Raw genomic sequence first — 15639 nt, 5'->3', positions numbered from 1 at the left:
CTGTCGGACACCGAGGGCATCCGCGACCTCATCGGTCAGCTCGAGAGCTGGCTGGTGGCCGTCACCGGCTACGATCGCGTCAGCCTCCAGCCCAACGCCGGCTCGCAGGGCGAGTACGCCGGGCTCCTCGCCATCCGCCGCTATCACCTCTCGCGCGGCGACGACGCCCGCGACGTGTGCTTGATCCCGTCGAGCGCGCACGGCACCAACGCCGCGTCGGCCGTCATGGCGGGCATGCGGGTGGTGGTGGTCGCGAGCCGTGACACCGGTGACGTCGACACCGACGACCTCCGCGCCAAGATCGCCAAGCACCGCGATGAGCTCGCGGGCATCATGATCACCTACCCGTCCACGCACGGCGTGTTCGAGCACGAGGTCACCGACATCTGCGACGCCGTGCACGAGGCGGGCGGCCAGGTATATGTCGACGGCGCCAACCTGAACGCACTGGTCGGACTCGCGCGTCCGGGTCGGTTCGGTGGCGACGTCTCGCATCTGAACCTGCACAAGACCTTCTGCATCCCGCACGGTGGCGGTGGCCCCGGTGTCGGGCCGGTCGCGGTGCGCGAGCATCTCGCGGAATTCCTCCCGAGCAACCCGCTCGCCACGGAACTGCCGCAGACCGGTGTCACGATCTCGGCGGCGCCGTACGGATCGGCGTCGATCCTGCCGATCACCTACGCGTACATCGCCATGATGGGCGCCGAGGGGCTGCGCACCGCGACGCTCACCGCGATCGCCTCGGCCAACTACATCGCGCGTCGCCTCGGTGATCACTACCCGGTGCTGTACGCGGGCGAGGGCGGCTGGGTGGCCCACGAATGCATCCTCGACCTCCGCGAACTGTCGAAGGACACCGGTGTCTCGATCGACGACGTCGCCAAGCGACTCGCCGACTACGGATTCCATGCGCCGACCATGAGCTTCCCGGTCGCCGGAACCCTGATGGTGGAGCCGACCGAGAGCGAGAACCTGGCCGAGGTCGACGCCTTCATCGACGCGATGATCGCCATCCGCGGTGAGATCGACAAGGTCGCCGACGGCACGTGGACCGTCGACGACAACCCGCTCGCCGGCGCACCGCACACCGCGGAGTGCCTGGTGGGCGAGTGGAACCACGGCTACGACCGGACGACCGCGGTGTACCCCAACGGACTGCCGTCGTCGGGCGCTCGCGCCAAGGTCTGGCCCGCAGTCCGTCGCATCGACGGCGCCTTCGGCGACCGCAACCTGGTCTGCAGCTGCCCGTCCATTGAGGCGTTCGCGGAGTAACTCACGCGTGCACTCGCGAAAGCTGCCCTCGACGAAATTCGTCGAGGGCAGCTTTCGTCCGCGGACCGGCGGTCAGCGGACTAGCATCGGCGGAGTCGACAGGAGACTCCGATGTCCAAGGTTCGCGTGCACAACCTCGCCATCTCGCTCGACGGCTACAGCGCCGGTCTGGAGGTGACCGTCGACAAACCCATCGGGGACGCCGCCGAACTCTTCGCCTACTTCGACGGACGAGTGATCTGGGGCGTGGACCGTATCGCGGACCCGATTCGCGCCGATCATCTGTTCACCAGCGGCTGGAGCCAGGGGATCGGTGTCGAGATCATGGGACGTCGCAAGTTCGGCCCGCAGAGCGGCCCCTGGGTCGACGACGATGATTGGATCGGCTGGTGGGGAAGTGAGCCGCCGTTTCGCACCCCGGTGGTGGTGCTGACCCACTACGAACGCGAACCCCTCGTCTTCGAGAACGGCACCGTCTTTCACTTCCTGAACGCACCGGCTGCCGAAGCCCTCGACTTCGCGAGGAGCCTGGCCGACGGTGATGTGCGACTCGGCGGCGGGCCGTCGAGCGTACGCGAGTTCCTGCAGGCCGACCTCGTGGACTTCATGCACCTGGTGACGGTTCCCGCGGTCATCGGAACGGGCGTCTCGATCTGGGAGGGATGCGCCGATCTGCAGAAACAGTTCGACGTCGAGTCGGTGACCACCGGCAGCGGACTCACCCACCAGTTCTGGAATCGCACCCGGGATTGAGGTGGAGGCGAGGGCGATCGTGGTGGTCCTCACAGAAGATCTGTGGTCGGCCGCTGACCTGCATCGCAGCGGTGTCCGAAATTTGCTGACCCCGCCGAGTCGTTAACTGCGAGGCTTTAGATAACGCTCCGATAACGGAGATGCGACGAAATCATGTACGTTCGGTGTCGTTCTTTCGAGGGACGCGCCGCACCGAGGTCGTTCCGCCACGACCCCTGAGGACTGTCTGCGTATGCATCCCCGCCGCCTGCGGCCCACATCCGTCGCGCTGGTCGTTGCCGGCCTGATACCCGCCGCCGGCGTCCTGGTGGGCGCGTCCGCACCCGACCTGTCTCAGCCGGTCGCCGCTCCGCCGGTCGCGAACGCAGCGCACGAGGTGAAGCAGCCCGTGCTCGCGCAGAAGCCTGAGGAGAAGGTGAAGCCGATCGTCGCCAAGTTCCGCATGGTTCCGGCGTCGGTGAAGTCGGGTGCCGTGCCCAAGATCAACTTCCAGGCGTACCGCGAGGCGGAGGCGTCGATGGCCAAGAGCGCACCCCGCTGCGGCATCGACTGGCAGTTGATCGCGGGGATTGGCCGGGTGGAATCACATCACGCCAACTCCGGCGACGCCGACGGGTCAGGCAAGCTGCGCACACCGATCTACGGTCCGACGCTCGACGGCACCCTGGCGGGCAACCGAGTCGTCACCGACACCGACGGCGGTGCGCTCGACGACGACGCCGCCCACGATCGTGCGGTCGGCCCGATGCAGTTCCTCCCGGAGACCTGGGAGCACTATGCCGCCGACGGCAACGACGACGGCAAGTCCGATCCGCAGAACCTCTTCGACGCCGCCCTCACGACCGCGAAGTACCTGTGCGATGGCGATCTCGACCTCCGCAAGGAAGCCGATCAGCACACCGCGGTGCTGCGCTACAACAACTCGGCGGAGTACGTCGCCGATGTCCTCGGGTTCGCTCGTACCTACTGACCCGTCGCGCGGGACGGCCCGGCCGCGTGGCGCTAGAGCGCCGCGGCCGGGTACACCTTTCGGCTGATGATCACCGACGCCTCGGGTTCGGGCACCGGCATCTGATCGCGGACCTCGCCGAAGTCGACAGTCGCGGTGGGTTCGGGGAGCGGGCCGGAGCCACGGAAACCAGACTTGGTGAGGATCTCCATCTGCACCGGCTTGCGCGCGAACGTGAAGAACTGTCCGACGGCGTCGCTCAGGTGCGCGGGGATCGCCTTGTCGGCCAGTCGGATCGCCGGGTAGTCGGCCACGGGCGTCTGACCCTTCGGTGCGACCGCCGCGACACGCGCCGTCTTATCGTCCTTGGTGATCGCATAGAGCTGCTGTTCGGTGACCGCCACGGCGCGCACCGGGGCGTCGGCGGGGTCGGTGGTCTCGGCGATGGAGCGGACCGCGGCGTCGACCGAACCGTCGCCGACACGCGGCGGAGCCGACATGAGTCGATCCAGGGCCTCGGTGACCGGGGGCGAACTCGCCTGGGCCGCGGTGAGGGGCGACGTCGTCGGAACGGTGCCCGCGGCCACCGCCTGCGAACTGAGTGCCGTGGCGTCTGACTGCGGACCGTTCGGCATCGCGATCCGGAGCGAGCCCCACGACCTCCTGCCGAACTCGCCGAGTGAGTTCGCCTGCGTCTGCGCGGGCAGATCGGCCCAGGCGATCGAGTTCGCGCCGGCCTCGGCGATCTCCGGCTCCATCGCGAGCCGAATGGGGGACGACACCAGAGATTCGGGTTTGCCCTGGAATACTTCGGCCTTCGACGTCTGCAGGGTGGCCGCCCAGATCGACGACTGCGGGACCCATGCGGCGGGGAATTCACCGTAGGTCTTCGTGTCCCAGGTCGTGGCGGTGAGTCCTTCGAGAGTGGCGCGGGCGTCGGCGGGACGTACTTCGACGGTGACGCAGTAATCGCGGATCACCGGCTTGGTCTTATTGAAGTCCTCGGCGATCTTCTGCAAGGCGGGAGCGATGCCGGGGTCGGCGAGGATCGATGCCTTGGCCGGGCCCTCGAGGCACTCGTCGGCGGCGGCGACCGCCGGTTCGTCGTCGATCCGATCGCCGAGCTGCCGCCATGCCGTCACCAGGCCCGCGACCATGATCAGGGCCAGGGCGAGCGCGACCAGTGGCCGACTGATGAAATGCCTGCTGCGTCCGCCACTGTTGTGCTTAGCCACCGATCGTCCTCCTTCGGCGATGAGATGCGGGCTCGGCCGATACCGGACGAGCCCGGACCGAGATCCGGTCCGGGCTCGTCAGGTGTCCACCTAGTCGTGTATATCAGGCGTTGGCGGCCTTGTACTGGCGGCGCGCTGCATGGAGCAGCGGTTCGGTGTAACCGCTGGGCTGCACGGCGCCCTTGAGGATCAGATCCTTGGCCGCCTGGAACGCGATGTTGCCGTCGAAGTCCGGCGCCATCGGGCGGTAGTTCGGATCGCCCGCGTTCTGGCGGTCGACGACGGGTGCCATGCGCTCCAGGGCGGCGACGACGTCGGCCTCGGACACCACGCCGTGGCGGATCCAGTTGGCCATGTGCTGGCTGGAGATGCGCAGGGTGGCGCGGTCCTCCATCAGCGCGACGTCGTGGATGTCGGGAACCTTGGAGCAGCCGACGCCGTGGTCGATCCAACGCACCACGTATCCGAGGATCGACTGGCAGTTGTTGTCCAGTTCCTCGCGCTTCTCCTCATCGGACCAGTTCGCGTTCTTGGCGAGCGGGATCGTGAGGATGTCGTCGACCGAGGCGGGCTCGCGCTTGGCGATCTCGTCCTGGCGCTCGAACACGTCGACCTCGTGGTAGTGCAGCGCGTGCAGCGTCGCGGCGGTCGGCGACGGAACCCATGCGGTGTTGGCGCCCGCGGTCGGGTGTCCGATCTTCTGCGCCAGCATGTCGGCCATCAGGTCCGGCATGGCCCACATGCCCTTGCCGATCTGTGCCTTGTGCTGCAGACCCGCGTGCAGACCGGTGTCGACGTTCGAGTCCTCGTAGGCGTTGAACCAGGTCTGGCCCTTGATCTCGGCCTTGCGGACGAACGGTCCGGCCTCCATCGAGGTGTGGATTTCGTCGCCGGTGCGGTCCAGGAAGCCGGTGTTGATGAACACCACGCGCTCGGAGGCGGCGTTGATCGCGGCAGCGAGGTTCACCGAGGTGCGGCGCTCCTCGTCCATGATGCCGACCTTGAGCGTGTTGCGCGGCAGACCGAGAACGTCCTCGACACGGCCGAACAGTTCGCTGGTGAAGGCAACCTCGTCGGGACCGTGCATCTTCGGCTTCACGATGTAGATGGAGCCGGTGCGCGAGTTCTGCAGGCCATCGGCGCTCATGCCGTGGACGCCGATCGCCGAGGTGATCAGGGCGTCCATGATGCCCTCGGGGACCTCGTTGCCCTCGGCGTCGAGGATCGCCGGGTTGGTCATCAAATGACCGACGTTGCGGACGAACAGCAGCGACCGACCGTGCAGTTCCACCTGGCCCGAGCCGTCGGGCGCGGTGTAGGTCCGGTTGGGATTCAGCGTGCGGGTGAAGGTCTTGCCGCCCTTGCTGACCTCCTCGGCGAGGTCGCCCTTGTTGAGGCCGAGCCAGTTGCGGTAGCCGAGGGTCTTGTCGTCGGCGTCGACCGCGGCGACCGAGTCCTCGAAGTCCATGATCGTGGTGACGGCGGACTCCACCGCGACGTCCTTGACACCTGCGCGGTCGCCGGAACCGATCGGCGAGGTCGGGTCGATCTGGATCTCCAGATGCAGCCCGTGATGGCGCAGCAGAATGCCGGTGGGCGCGGAGGCGTCACCGGTGTAGCCGACGAACGCGGTCGGGTCGGCGAAGGCGGTGGTCTGGCCGTCGCCGAACGCGGCGACCACATTGCCGTCGACCACGGCGTACGAGGTCACGTCGGCGTGGCTGCACTGCTCCAGCGGCACGGCCTTGTCCAGGAAGGTCTTGGCGAAGGCGATCACCTTGTCGCCGCGGACCGTGTTGTACGACGAGCCCTTCTCGGCACCGTCGGTCTCCGGGATGGCGTCGGTTCCGTACAGGGCGTCGTAGAGCGAACCCCATCGGGCGTTCGATGCGTTCAGCGCGAAGCGAGCATTGAGGATCGGGACCACCAGCTGGGGGCCGGGGATGTTCGCGATCTCGTCGTCGACGTTCGAGGTGGTGATCTCGAAAGTCTCGGGGACCGGGACCAGGTAGCCGATCTCGGTCAGGAACGCCTTGTACTCGGCGTAGTCGAAGTCGGTGTGATCGCGGTGCCAGGCGTCGATCTTGTCCTGCAGCTCCTGGCGGACGTCCAGAAGTGCGCGGTTGCGCGGCGCGAGATCGTTGATCACAGCTGCTGCACCCGCCCAGAACTGGTCGGCGTCTACGCCCGTGCCGGGAAGGGCTTCGTTGTTGACGAAGTTGTACAGAACTTCGGCGACCTGCAATCCATTGACGTTGACACGTTCAGTCATGGCTACCTTTCCTTGGCGAGTGCATACTTCGGGAACACATTTCCGTGCCACCGGATTCCGGCGCGCGCGTCCCACGATCATCCATGTTACAGGGTGTTACCAGCGAGTATTCACCGGTGCTGACGAGTTCTGCGGCGTGGGCGGCATGTCGGTACGCGATGTGACGACGGCCTCTCGGCCGTCGTCGCCCGCACGTCAGACTCGGTGCGTCGAATCGCGAACGTCGCCGATGAAGGCTTCGGCGAGATCGGCCAGAGCCAGGACGCCGACGATTCCGCCCTCGTCGTCGACCACGGCGCCGAGGTGCGCGCTGATGCGGCGCAGGGCCACGCTCGCCTCGTCGAGCGGCGTTGCCCGCGGGATCTTCGGCAGCGGTCGAATCTGGTCGACGCCGATGATGCTGTCCGGACCCACGGTCTCGTCGAGGATGTCGTCGAGGACGTCCTTGATGTGCAGGTACCCGATGAACGATCCGTCGAGCCCGCGGACGGGAAAGCGGGAGAACCCGGTCTCGCGGACGGCGCGCTCCACCGAACCCAGACGGGGACCGAGTCCGCCGGTGGCGGCGTCGAGTTGGACGCGGACGCTGCGGACCGTGTCGAGCGGGATCATCACCTCGGTGACCGTGCGCTCGACAGTGGTCAGGGCCCGGGTGAGCCGCTCGTGCTCATCGGCGTCGAGCAGGCCGAGCGCCCGCGACTCGACGATCATGTCGGCGAGCTCGGTTTCGTTGACGGTGGCCGCGAGCTCGTCCTTCGGCTCCACCCCGAAGATCCGCAGCATCACGTTGGCGAGCATGTTGTAGAACCAGATCAGCGGCTTGGTCAGGCGCATGAACAGCAGGTGCATCGGCATCACCAGCATCGCGACGGTCTCCGGGCCGGCGAGGGCGATGTTCTTCGGGACCATCTCGCCGATCAGGATGTGCAGGATCACCACGATCGCCAGGCCGATGGCGAACGCGATCGGATGCAGCAGCTGGTCGGGGATCCCGACCCACGCCATCGGTTTGGCGATGAGGTGCGCGATGGCCGGTTCGGCGACGCGGCCCAAGAGGATCGAGCAGATGGTGATGCCCAACTGCGAACCGGCCAGCATCGACGACAGGTGCTCCGATGCGTTGATCACGGTGCGCGCCCGCTTCTTGCCGCTCTCCTCGAGCGCTACCAGACGGTCGCGGCGTGCCGCGATGAGCGAGAACTCGGCGGCGACGAAGAACGCGTTCGCGGCCAGCAACACCACTGCGAGGAGCAGACCCCACCAGTCATTCACCGGGTGCCTCGCTTTCCTCAGCGGCCCGCTTCGCGCGCCTGCCCTTCGCCTGCATGTTCTCTCGGGCGGTGCTCTCGTTCGGGGTGCCGGTGCCGTCGATCACGGTCATCCAGACCTTGTCGACCCGACGCTGATCCATCTGGACGACGGTCGCGCGCCAGCGAGGCTCGGGACCGTCGAGGAAGGAGTCGGTGGCCGACTCGTGCATCGGCAGGTCGACGATGTCCCCGGTGCGGGGGATCCGGCCGAGGCAGAACATGATCAGACCGCCGAGGGTCTCGTAGTTGCCTTCCGGCGCGCGGTAGCCGATCGCACTGTGCACCTCGTCGAGGCGGAGGAGGCCCGCGCAACGGAAGCCGTTGCCGACCGTGGTGACGTCAGACTCCTCGACGTCGTGTTCGTCGGTGACGTCGCCGAGAATCTCTTCGACGATGTCCTCGGAGGTGACCAGACCGGCGGTGCCGCCGTACTCGTCGATCACGACGCAGACCTCGAGGCCGTTGGACGAGATCCGGTCCATCAGGGAGTCGCCGTCCAGGCTGTCGGGCACCCGGGTGACCGGTCGGGCCAGCGAGCGCAGCGAGGTGGTCGCCAGACTCTGTGGCGGCAGCGTGAACGCCTGCTTGATGTGGACCACGCCGACGAGGTTGTCGAGGTCGCCCGCCTCGGCGACCAAGAAGCGGGAGTGCCCGGTGCGCGAGGCAGCGGCGATCAGGTCGCGGACGGAGTCGTTGGGTTCCAGCGACTCGACGCGGACGCGGGGCGTCATCAGATCCTCGGCGGTGAGATCGCCGAAGCGGAGGGAGCGGTCCACCAGCATGGCGGTGTCGGGATCGAGGGCGCCGCGCAGCGCCGAGTTGCGGACCAGAGCCGCGAGCTCGGCTGCCGAGCGGGCCGAGCCGAGTTCCTCGGTCGGTTCGATGCCGAGGCGGCGCACCAGCGCGTTGGCGGCGCCGTTGAGGCCGGTGATCGCGAAGCGGAAGAACGCGGAGAACATCGAGAGGGGAGTCGCGGTGGCGCGCGCCACCGCCAGCGGCTTGGCGATCGCGAGGTTCTTCGGCCACAGTTCGCCGAGGACCATCGACAGCGAGGTCGCCAGGATCAGGGCCAGGGCCAGCGAGACGCCCGGGATGGCGCCGTCGGGCACGCCGATGGCGTCGAGGATGGGATTGAAGATCTTCGCGAGCACCGGTTCGGCGATGTAGCCGGTGATCAGGGTGGTGATCGTGATGCCCAGCTGCGCGCCGGACAGCTGGAACGACAGGGTTCGGTGCGCGCGCTCCACCGCGCGGGCGCGGCGGTCACCGCGGCGGGCGACATCGCCCGCGATCGTGCTGCGTTCCAGCGCCGTCAGCGAGAACTCTCCCGCGACGAAGAGCGCGGTGCCCAGGGTCAGCGCCACGAAGCCGATCAGGCTGAGGACAATGATGAGTACGTCCACCGCAGCGGATCACCAACCGCCCGGCAGCGGGCGGCCTTCCGCGAATCCGGCAGCAGACTGCACCCCGAGGACTGCCTTGTCGTGCATCTCCGCGAGGGTCGCGGCACCGGTGTACGTCGCCGTGCTGCGGACACCTGAACAGATGTGGTCGATCAAGTCCTCTACTCCGGGCCGTTCGGGATCGATGCGAATGCGCGAGGTGGAGATGCCTTCCTCGAACAACGCCTTCCGAGCACGATCGTAGGCGGAGTCTCCCGCCGAGCGTGCGGCGACTGCCCGCTTCGATGCCATGCCGAAACTCACTTTGTATTCGCCGTCGGCGTCGGAGTACAGGTCGCCGGGGGATTCGTACGTGCCCGCGAACCACGAGCCGACCATCGCATTGGAGGCGCCGGCGGCCACGGCGAGGGCCACGTCGCGCGGGTGGCGGATGCCGCCGTCGGCCCAGACCGAGGCTCCGTGCTCCCGCGCCACCGCGGCGCATTCGGCGACCGCGGAGAACTGCGGCCGTCCCACGCCGGTCATCATGCGCGTGGTGCACATGGCTCCGGGGCCCACCCCGACCTTCACGATGTCGGCGCCGGCGTTGATCAGGTCGAGGGCGCCCTGACCCGAGACCACGTTGCCCGCGGCGAGCGGTACTCCGAGGTCGGCGGAGGCCACCGCGGCGAGCGCGGAGAGCATCTTCTCCTGGTGGCCGTGGGCGGTGTCGACGACGAGGAGATCGGCGCCCGCGTCGACCAGCGCGCGGGCGCGGGCCACGACGTCGCCGTTGATGCCGACCGCGGCGGCCACCCGGAGGCGGCCGTCGGCGTCGACATTGGGGCGGTAGATGCCCGACCGGAGTGCGCCGAGTCGACTCAGCACGCCGACGAGTGCACCGTCCGCGTCCGTCAGGACGGCGAGATCGGCGTGCGCTTCGACGAGTGCGTCGAACACCACGCGGGGGTCTGTGCCGACGGGCAGCGTCACCGGCACCGGTTCGGCGGCCGACGCGACATCGGTGAACAGGTCGGTCGCGTGACCCGGCACGGCGCGCGGAATCAGCCCGATGGGGCGGCGATCGTCGTCGACCACCACGGCCACTCCGTGTGCCCGCTTCGGAATGAGCGCCTGAGCATGCGCCATCACGTCGGCGCGAGTGAGGACGACCGGTGTCTCGGCCACCAGATGCCTGCTCTTGACATAGCCGATCGTGTCGCTGGCCGCGTCGAGCGGGACGTCCTGGGGAAGGACCACCAGCCCGCCGCGCCGCGCGACCGTCTCCGCCATCCGCTTGCCCGCGATGGCCGTCATGTTCGCCACGACGAGCGGGACGGTGGTGCCGGACCCGTCGGACGTCGACATGTCGACGTCGAACCGGGACGCGAGATCCGACCGATTCGGGACGATGAAGACGTCGTCGTAGGTGAGGTCGTGGCGGGGTGCGTGGCCGTCGAGGAATCGCACGGTGGGGCCCTTTCTCAGCGGTGGCGGGACGTCAGGGATGAGAGAGCAGGCGGGTGAGTTCGGTGAGCCAGGGGATGGCGACGGCGAGCGTGGGGACGATCAGGATGGCCGCGGCGAGCGTGTACGCGGTGGCCGACATCTGCCACGAGGCCGGACGATGGGCGAGCCGCTGAACGCGGACGAGGGTGGTGGGTCCGCCGACCGCCATCGCGCCGTGCGGTGCGGTGGCATCGGCGCAGGCGACGAGCGCGCGCCCGACGGTCGTCGGTGAGGTGGCCCGCGCGGCTTGATCGTCCGCCAGCGCCTCGGCGAGCAGTTCCACCGCTCCGAGCGCGGATTTGGACCGGACGAACCGCGGAAAGGCCTCGTGCAGGGCGATGAAGGCTTCCAGGACGAGGTCGTGGCGTGCGCGCAGGTGGGCCCGTTCATGTTCGATGACGGCAGCCAACTCCGTGCCGTCGAGGCGCGCGAGGACGCCTTCGCTGAGGACGACGCGTCGACGCAGTCCGGGCAGGCAGTAGGCGAGGGGATGCTGGACGTCCAGAATGCGGATGTCGCGTCCGGCCTCGGCGCGCGCATTCCCGCTGTCGACGAGGTCGATCAGGGTGCGGTGCGCATTCCGACGTGCTCGGGTGCGGATGCCGACGCGGAGGCCGGTGTACATCAGGCGCGCACCGATCACCAAGGTCAGCAGGAAGACGGCGACGGACACGCTCCAGGTGAACCAGCCGAGTCGGTCGATCTCCTCGATGGGATTGCTGGTGGGGGTTCCGTCCGGGCCGGGAGCGAGCAGATTGGCCGCGATCGCCAGGCCAGCGCTGAACGCTGAGAGGACGGCTGCCAGGGCGATCGCCTGCCAGAGGGTCATCGCGGCGCGTGGCGCGTGCAGGGGCCAACTGGAGCGGGCGAGCGCCTGCGGAATCGGTCCGACCAAAGCGACGGTGAGGATGCCGAACAGCAGTGCGGTCATCGGCCTTCCTCGGTTGTCGGTGCGGGGTGGTCGGTGACGGGAGTCGGGGGACTCGCGTCGGGTCGGTCAGTGACGGATGGTGCGGGCGGCTTCGAGTTCGTCGAGCGCTTCGCGCAGTGCGGCGGCCTCGTCGGCGCCCACCCGGCCGACGAACGACACCAGCGCTGCGTGGCGTGAGTCGGGGGCGTCCGCCGAACTGAGGGCGTCGAACATCAGGCTCGCGACCAGATCTTCGCGCGGTGACGTTGCCGTGTACTGGTGGGCACGGTCGTCGCGGATCTGCGTGACGAGGCCCTTCTTGGTGAGTCGCTGCAGAACAGTCATCACCGTGGTGTAGGCCAGGTTGCGCGAGTGGGACAGCTCGGCATGGACCTGGCGCACCGTCTGGGGTGTCGCCGAAGCCCACAGCGTGTCCATGACGGCACGCTCGAGATCGCCCAATCCATTCATCTTCTTCATTCTACGTCGACTCCCTGGTTTCTCAGCTTTGTGCCGGTCATGCTGGTGGTCCATCTGCTTTTCGCCCTGCTCGCTGTCGTATCAACGGTTCACCGGCCCGTGGTGTTCCCGGCTCGGTGAGAGAACCCGGTTGACACGTTGACTAAGGGTAGCCTACATTCAGTGCCAAGGATCGCGTGAGAGTCCTGAGGGCTGCAGAGACCCCCGATCCGTGACAGTGACCCCCGCTGCTCAGTGCGAGTGGCGGGGGTCGCTGGCGTCTGCGGTAGCACGCAGTGGCAATGTGCGGGTCATGGAAAACAACGCAGAATCGTTCAGCGTCACCGAGGCGCGAGGACTCGACAAGCTTCTCGGCTTCACGGTGACCCAGGCAGACGGCAACGGTCTGCAGGGCACCCTGGACATCAACGAGACGCACCATCAGCCGTTCGGCATCACTCACGGCGGCGTGTACTGCGCGCTGGCCGAGAGCGCGGCCAGCATCAGTGCCTTCTGCTGGTTGCAGGAGACCGGAATCGGCGGCGCCGCCGTCGGCGCCAACAACTCGACGGACTTCCTGCGGTCGGTGTCGGACGGCGTCCTGTCGGTGTCGACGACCCCCATCCACCGCGGCCGCCGTCAGCAGCTGTGGCAGGTCGACATGGTCGACGCCGAGGGCAACCTGATCGCGCAGTCGCGCGTTCGGCTGCAGAACATCGAGATGCCCGCGAGCTGATCGCGCGCAGCCCCTCAGCGCAGCCTGGAGAGGCCCAGACTGGAGAGGCACAGACTGGAGAACAGGCATCGACCCGGGCGGAGGCCCGGGTCGATGCCTGTTTTCGTCGGAGCGAGAGATCAGCCGGCGTCCTCGGCCGACTTCGCGTTCTCGGCGTCGAGCCGTGCCGCCTCGGCGACCCGCAGCCGCTCGAGATACGACAGCTCGGTGAGTGCCGAGCGTGCGTACACCTGCTGCTCGGTGACCGCGAGCTGGGTACGACCGCGGGTGCTGAACGCGAAGAACCAGTTGATGAAGGTGTTGAGTCGGTTGCGGAAGCCGACCATGTACACCAGGTGCAGCGCGAGCCAGCCGAGCCACGCGATGTAGCCCTCGGTCTCGAACATCTTCTTGGTGAACGGGATCGGGACCTGCATCACGGCGCTGAAGCGCGAGACCGTCGCCATCGAGCCTTTGTCCCAGTAGCTGAACGGCTTGCGCTGCGCGGGAGTCTGACCCTTGCGCATCTCGGCGACGATCGCGTCCGCGGCGTAGCGACCGCCCTGGATGGCGCCCTGCGCCACACCCGGAACGCCTTCGACGGCCATCATGTCGCCGACGACGTACACGTTCGAATGGCCGGGGATCGTGAGATCCGGGCCCACCTTCACGCGACCCGCGCGGTCGAGTTCGGTGTCGGACTGCTCGGCCAGAAGGGTGCCGAGCGAGCTGGCCTGCACGCCGGCCGACCACACCTTGCACTGGCTCTCGATGCGCTCGACGGTCCCGTCCTGATACTTGACGGACAGACCGTCGTAGTCGAGGTCGGTGACCATCGCGCCCAGTCGGACGTCGACGCCGAGCTTCTCCAAGCGGCGCTTGGCCTTCTGGCCCAGCTTGGGGCCGAACGGTCCGAGAACGGCGGGAGCTGCGTCGAGCAGGACCACGCGGGACTGCGTCGGGTCGATGTTGCGGAACGCGCCGCGGAGGGTCACATCGCTCATCTCGGCGATCTGTCCCGCCATCTCGACCCCGGTGGGGCCGGCACCCACGACGACGAACGTCAGCAGCTTCTTCTGCTCCGCGGGATCGTCGGACAACTCGGCCTGCTCGAACGCGCCCAGGATGCGGCCGCGGAGCTCCAACGCGTGGTCGATGGTCTTCATGCCGGGTGCGTACTCGGCGAACTGGTCGTTGCCGAAGTACGACTGATCGGCGCCCGCGGCGATGATGAGGTCGTCGTACGCCGTCTCGGTGACCCGCTCGAGCAATTGGGACCGGACGGTCTGATTCTTCAGATCGATGTCGAAGACCTCGCCGAGCAGCACGCGCGCGTTCTTCTGGTCGCGGAGGATGACGCGTGTGGCGGGCGCGATCTCGCCCTCGGCGATGATGCCGGTCGCGACCTGGTAGAGCATCGGCTGGAACAGGTGATGGGTGGTCTTCGCGATGAGCGTGACGTCGACGTCAGCCTTCTTGAGGCGCTGCGCTGCGAACAGGCCGCCGAAACCCGAGCCGATGATGACCACCTGACGGCGACGCCGCAGGCTGGTGGCAGGGCTACTGCTCATTGAGTGACTCCTGAGTTCTGTTCTCGTGGATGGGTGCGGCCGTGAGCCGGGTGGTCGGCCGGGGTCTTGGGCTCTCTGGTGATCACGGTAGTCCCGCGTCCTCAGGCGGGCATCTCGACGGTGCCCGGAGGGGAGACGAGACGGTGCCTGCCGGTGGTTCCGGCGCCGGTCGGGCGGTGGTTGCGGTGCCAATCGTGGCGCAGGAGTTCATATTCCACGTCCCGGCCGGTGAAGCCGTCGTCGAACTGCTCGCGCTGCAGGTTCTCGGCCGCAAGGCGCATGCCGAGCTTCTGCATCACCCGCTGCGACCGGACGTTGTCCGGATGGGTGCTGGCGAAGACTCGTTCGGTATCGGTGGCGATGAACGCCACCCGGATGAGTGCGGTGGACGCCTCGGTCGCGAGCCCTCGGTGCCACGACTCCCGGCGGAGGCGATAGCTCAGTTCGAGTTCCGGCAGCGCAGAGTGGCGGGGGAGCCGCAGCCATACCCAGCCGACGAAGCGCCCCGTCCGGCGGTCGAAGGCCACCCACAGGCCGGTGCCGTGCTCGCGGAACTGCGACTGCGACCGGGGAATCACCCAATCGGCGATCGCCGAGTCGGGTGTCGGCGCCCCGCCGGAGACGAAGCGCATCACCTCGCGATCGGAGTCGAGGCCGCCGAGCAGCGCGACGTCGGCAGGCGCCACGGGGCGCAGTCGAAGTCTTGGCGTGCCGATGTCCACGCGGCGAGTCTAACGGCGGCGGGTCGCAGAATCCGGTGACTCGGCCGCGTCGGTGGGCCGATTTGTGCACTGCCCGCTGCGGTCGGCTGTCGTGGCTCAGCGATAAGGTGCACCCATGGCTGGGAATTCCTCGGTGATCGAGATCCAATTGCGGTGGGGCGATATGGATCCGTTGAACCACATCAACAACGTGCAGTTCGCTCGAATCTTCGAAGAGGCGCGTGTCCGCTCGATGAATCAGTGGTTCGACGAGCGGCGCGAGTTCAGCTTCTTCATCGCTCGGCAGGAGATCGAGTTCGTCGCTCCACTGCTGTACAGCGAGGCACCCGCGACCGTCGAAGTATGGATCTCGCGGATCGGTGAGAAGTCCTTCGACTACGGATACCGACTTCGAGCGTCGACCGGCGAGCTCTCGGCGCTGGCCGAGACGACTTGCACCACAGTCGATCTCGCGACCGGGCGGCCCACCCCGATGCCGGCGAGTCTGACAGCCGAACTCCGCAGGCACGCCGGCGATGAAGTGGAGCTTCGGCGTCGGCGCTGACCGACTGGGCGCGACGGAATCGGTAGAGATCTGACG

Annotated in this window: 13 protein-coding genes and 1 pseudogene; 5 read left to right on the top strand and 9 right to left on the bottom strand. The window is 67.7% G+C overall.

The annotated features are described in order from the left end of the window. From GX543_RS07790 to GX543_RS07780, 3 genes and pseudogenes are all read left to right on the top strand, one after another. Positions 1-1272 (top strand): annotated as a pseudogene (locus GX543_RS07790) (glycine dehydrogenase (aminomethyl-transferring)); the annotation flags it as partial. Positions 1273-1383: 111 nt separating this feature from the next. Further along, a complete protein-coding gene (locus tag GX543_RS07785; RefSeq protein ID WP_290851079.1) occupies positions 1384-2025 on the top strand; it encodes a dihydrofolate reductase family protein in 642 nt (213 codons plus the stop codon). A gap of 232 nt (positions 2026-2257) precedes the next feature. Beyond that, positions 2258-2995: a lytic murein transglycosylase gene (locus GX543_RS07780; protein WP_290851078.1), complete on the top strand. Its 738-nt coding sequence runs from the start codon at positions 2258-2260 to the stop codon at positions 2993-2995. Between the two features lie 32 nt (positions 2996-3027). Here GX543_RS07780 and GX543_RS07775 read toward each other — a convergent pair whose 3' ends face one another. The 7 genes from GX543_RS07775 to GX543_RS07745 form a co-directional block, all read right to left on the bottom strand. Then, positions 3028-4209 (bottom strand): hypothetical protein, encoded by a 1182-nt coding sequence (locus tag GX543_RS07775; RefSeq protein ID WP_290851077.1) that lies wholly within the window; start codon positions 4207-4209, stop codon positions 3028-3030. A 103-nt stretch (positions 4210-4312) separates the two neighbouring features. Beyond that, entirely contained in the window at positions 4313-6481 is a 2169-nt protein-coding gene (locus GX543_RS07770) for a malate synthase G (protein ID WP_290851076.1), read from the bottom strand. A gap of 195 nt (positions 6482-6676) precedes the next feature. Beyond that, positions 6677-7753: a hemolysin family protein gene (locus GX543_RS07765; protein WP_290851075.1), complete on the bottom strand. Its 1077-nt coding sequence runs from the start codon at positions 7751-7753 to the stop codon at positions 6677-6679. Continuing rightward, positions 7746-9194, bottom strand: a complete 1449-nt coding sequence (locus GX543_RS07760) for a hemolysin family protein (protein ID WP_290851074.1) — start codon at positions 9192-9194, stop codon at positions 7746-7748. Before GX543_RS07760 ends, GX543_RS07765 begins: the two co-directional genes overlap by 8 nt. Positions 9195-9203: 9 nt before the next feature. Then, the gene (locus tag GX543_RS07755; protein WP_290851073.1) at positions 9204-10643 is read right to left on the bottom strand and encodes a GuaB1 family IMP dehydrogenase-related protein; all 1440 of its coding nucleotides are present in this window, start codon (positions 10641-10643) and stop codon (positions 9204-9206) included. 31 nt (positions 10644-10674) lie between these two features. Continuing rightward, a complete protein-coding gene (locus tag GX543_RS07750) occupies positions 10675-11613 on the bottom strand; it encodes a M56 family metallopeptidase (protein WP_290851072.1) in 939 nt (312 codons plus the stop codon). Between the two features lie 66 nt (positions 11614-11679). Continuing rightward, a complete protein-coding gene (locus GX543_RS07745) occupies positions 11680-12072 on the bottom strand; it encodes a BlaI/MecI/CopY family transcriptional regulator (protein WP_290851071.1) in 393 nt (130 codons plus the stop codon). A 292-nt stretch (positions 12073-12364) separates the two neighbouring features. Here GX543_RS07745 and GX543_RS07740 point away from each other — a divergent pair, with 292 nt between their 5' ends. After that, positions 12365-12787 (top strand): PaaI family thioesterase, encoded by a 423-nt coding sequence (locus tag GX543_RS07740; protein ID WP_290851070.1) that lies wholly within the window; start codon positions 12365-12367, stop codon positions 12785-12787. A 119-nt stretch (positions 12788-12906) separates the two neighbouring features. Here the strand turns inward: GX543_RS07740 and GX543_RS07735 are convergent, their stop codons facing one another. Together GX543_RS07735 and GX543_RS07730 are read right to left on the bottom strand one after the other, a co-directional pair. Further along, positions 12907-14337 carry an NAD(P)/FAD-dependent oxidoreductase gene (locus GX543_RS07735; protein ID WP_290851069.1) on the bottom strand — a complete coding sequence of 477 codons (1431 nt, stop codon included), beginning with the start codon at positions 14335-14337 and terminating at the stop codon, positions 12907-12909. A gap of 101 nt (positions 14338-14438) precedes the next feature. Next, on the bottom strand, positions 14439-15059 hold the full coding sequence (locus GX543_RS07730) for a GNAT family N-acetyltransferase (RefSeq protein ID WP_290851068.1): 621 nt from the start codon (positions 15057-15059) through the stop codon (positions 14439-14441). A gap of 115 nt (positions 15060-15174) precedes the next feature. Here GX543_RS07730 and GX543_RS07725 point away from each other — a divergent pair, with 115 nt between their 5' ends. Then, complete coding sequence (locus GX543_RS07725) at positions 15175-15603, top strand: thioesterase family protein (RefSeq protein ID WP_290851067.1); 429 nt, start codon at positions 15175-15177, stop codon at positions 15601-15603. Positions 15604-15639: the final 36 nt, after the last annotated feature.

It is taken from the genome of Gordonia sp. (in: high G+C Gram-positive bacteria) (assembly GCF_012515855.1).
Classification (GTDB): Bacteria; Actinomycetota; Actinomycetes; order Mycobacteriales; family Mycobacteriaceae; genus Gordonia.
Note: the sequence above shows the minus strand (reverse complement) of the source record. Positions and strands in the feature narration are given on the sequence as shown.

Bases quoted from the DNA above. Each gene is read 5' to 3' on its own strand.
- GX543_RS07785 (WP_290851079.1), top strand. From the start codon at position 1,384: ATGTCCAAGGTTCGCGTGCACAACCTCGCCATCTCGCTCGACGGCTAC.
- GX543_RS07780 (WP_290851078.1), top strand. From the start codon at position 2,258: ATGCATCCCCGCCGCCTGCGGCCCACATCCGTCGCGCTGGTCGTTGCC.
- GX543_RS07770 (WP_290851076.1), bottom strand. From the start codon at position 6,481: ATGACTGAACGTGTCAACGTCAATGGATTGCAGGTCGCCGAAGTTCTG.
- GX543_RS07750 (WP_290851072.1), bottom strand. From the start codon at position 11,613: ATGACCGCACTGCTGTTCGGCATCCTCACCGTCGCTTTGGTCGGACCG.
- GX543_RS07745 (WP_290851071.1), bottom strand. From the start codon at position 12,072: ATGAAGAAGATGAATGGATTGGGCGATCTCGAGCGTGCCGTCATGGAC.
- GX543_RS07740 (WP_290851070.1), top strand. From the start codon at position 12,365: ATGGAAAACAACGCAGAATCGTTCAGCGTCACCGAGGCGCGAGGACTC.
- GX543_RS07735 (WP_290851069.1), bottom strand. From the start codon at position 14,337: ATGAGCAGTAGCCCTGCCACCAGCCTGCGGCGTCGCCGTCAGGTGGTC.
- GX543_RS07725 (WP_290851067.1), top strand. From the start codon at position 15,175: ATGGCTGGGAATTCCTCGGTGATCGAGATCCAATTGCGGTGGGGCGAT.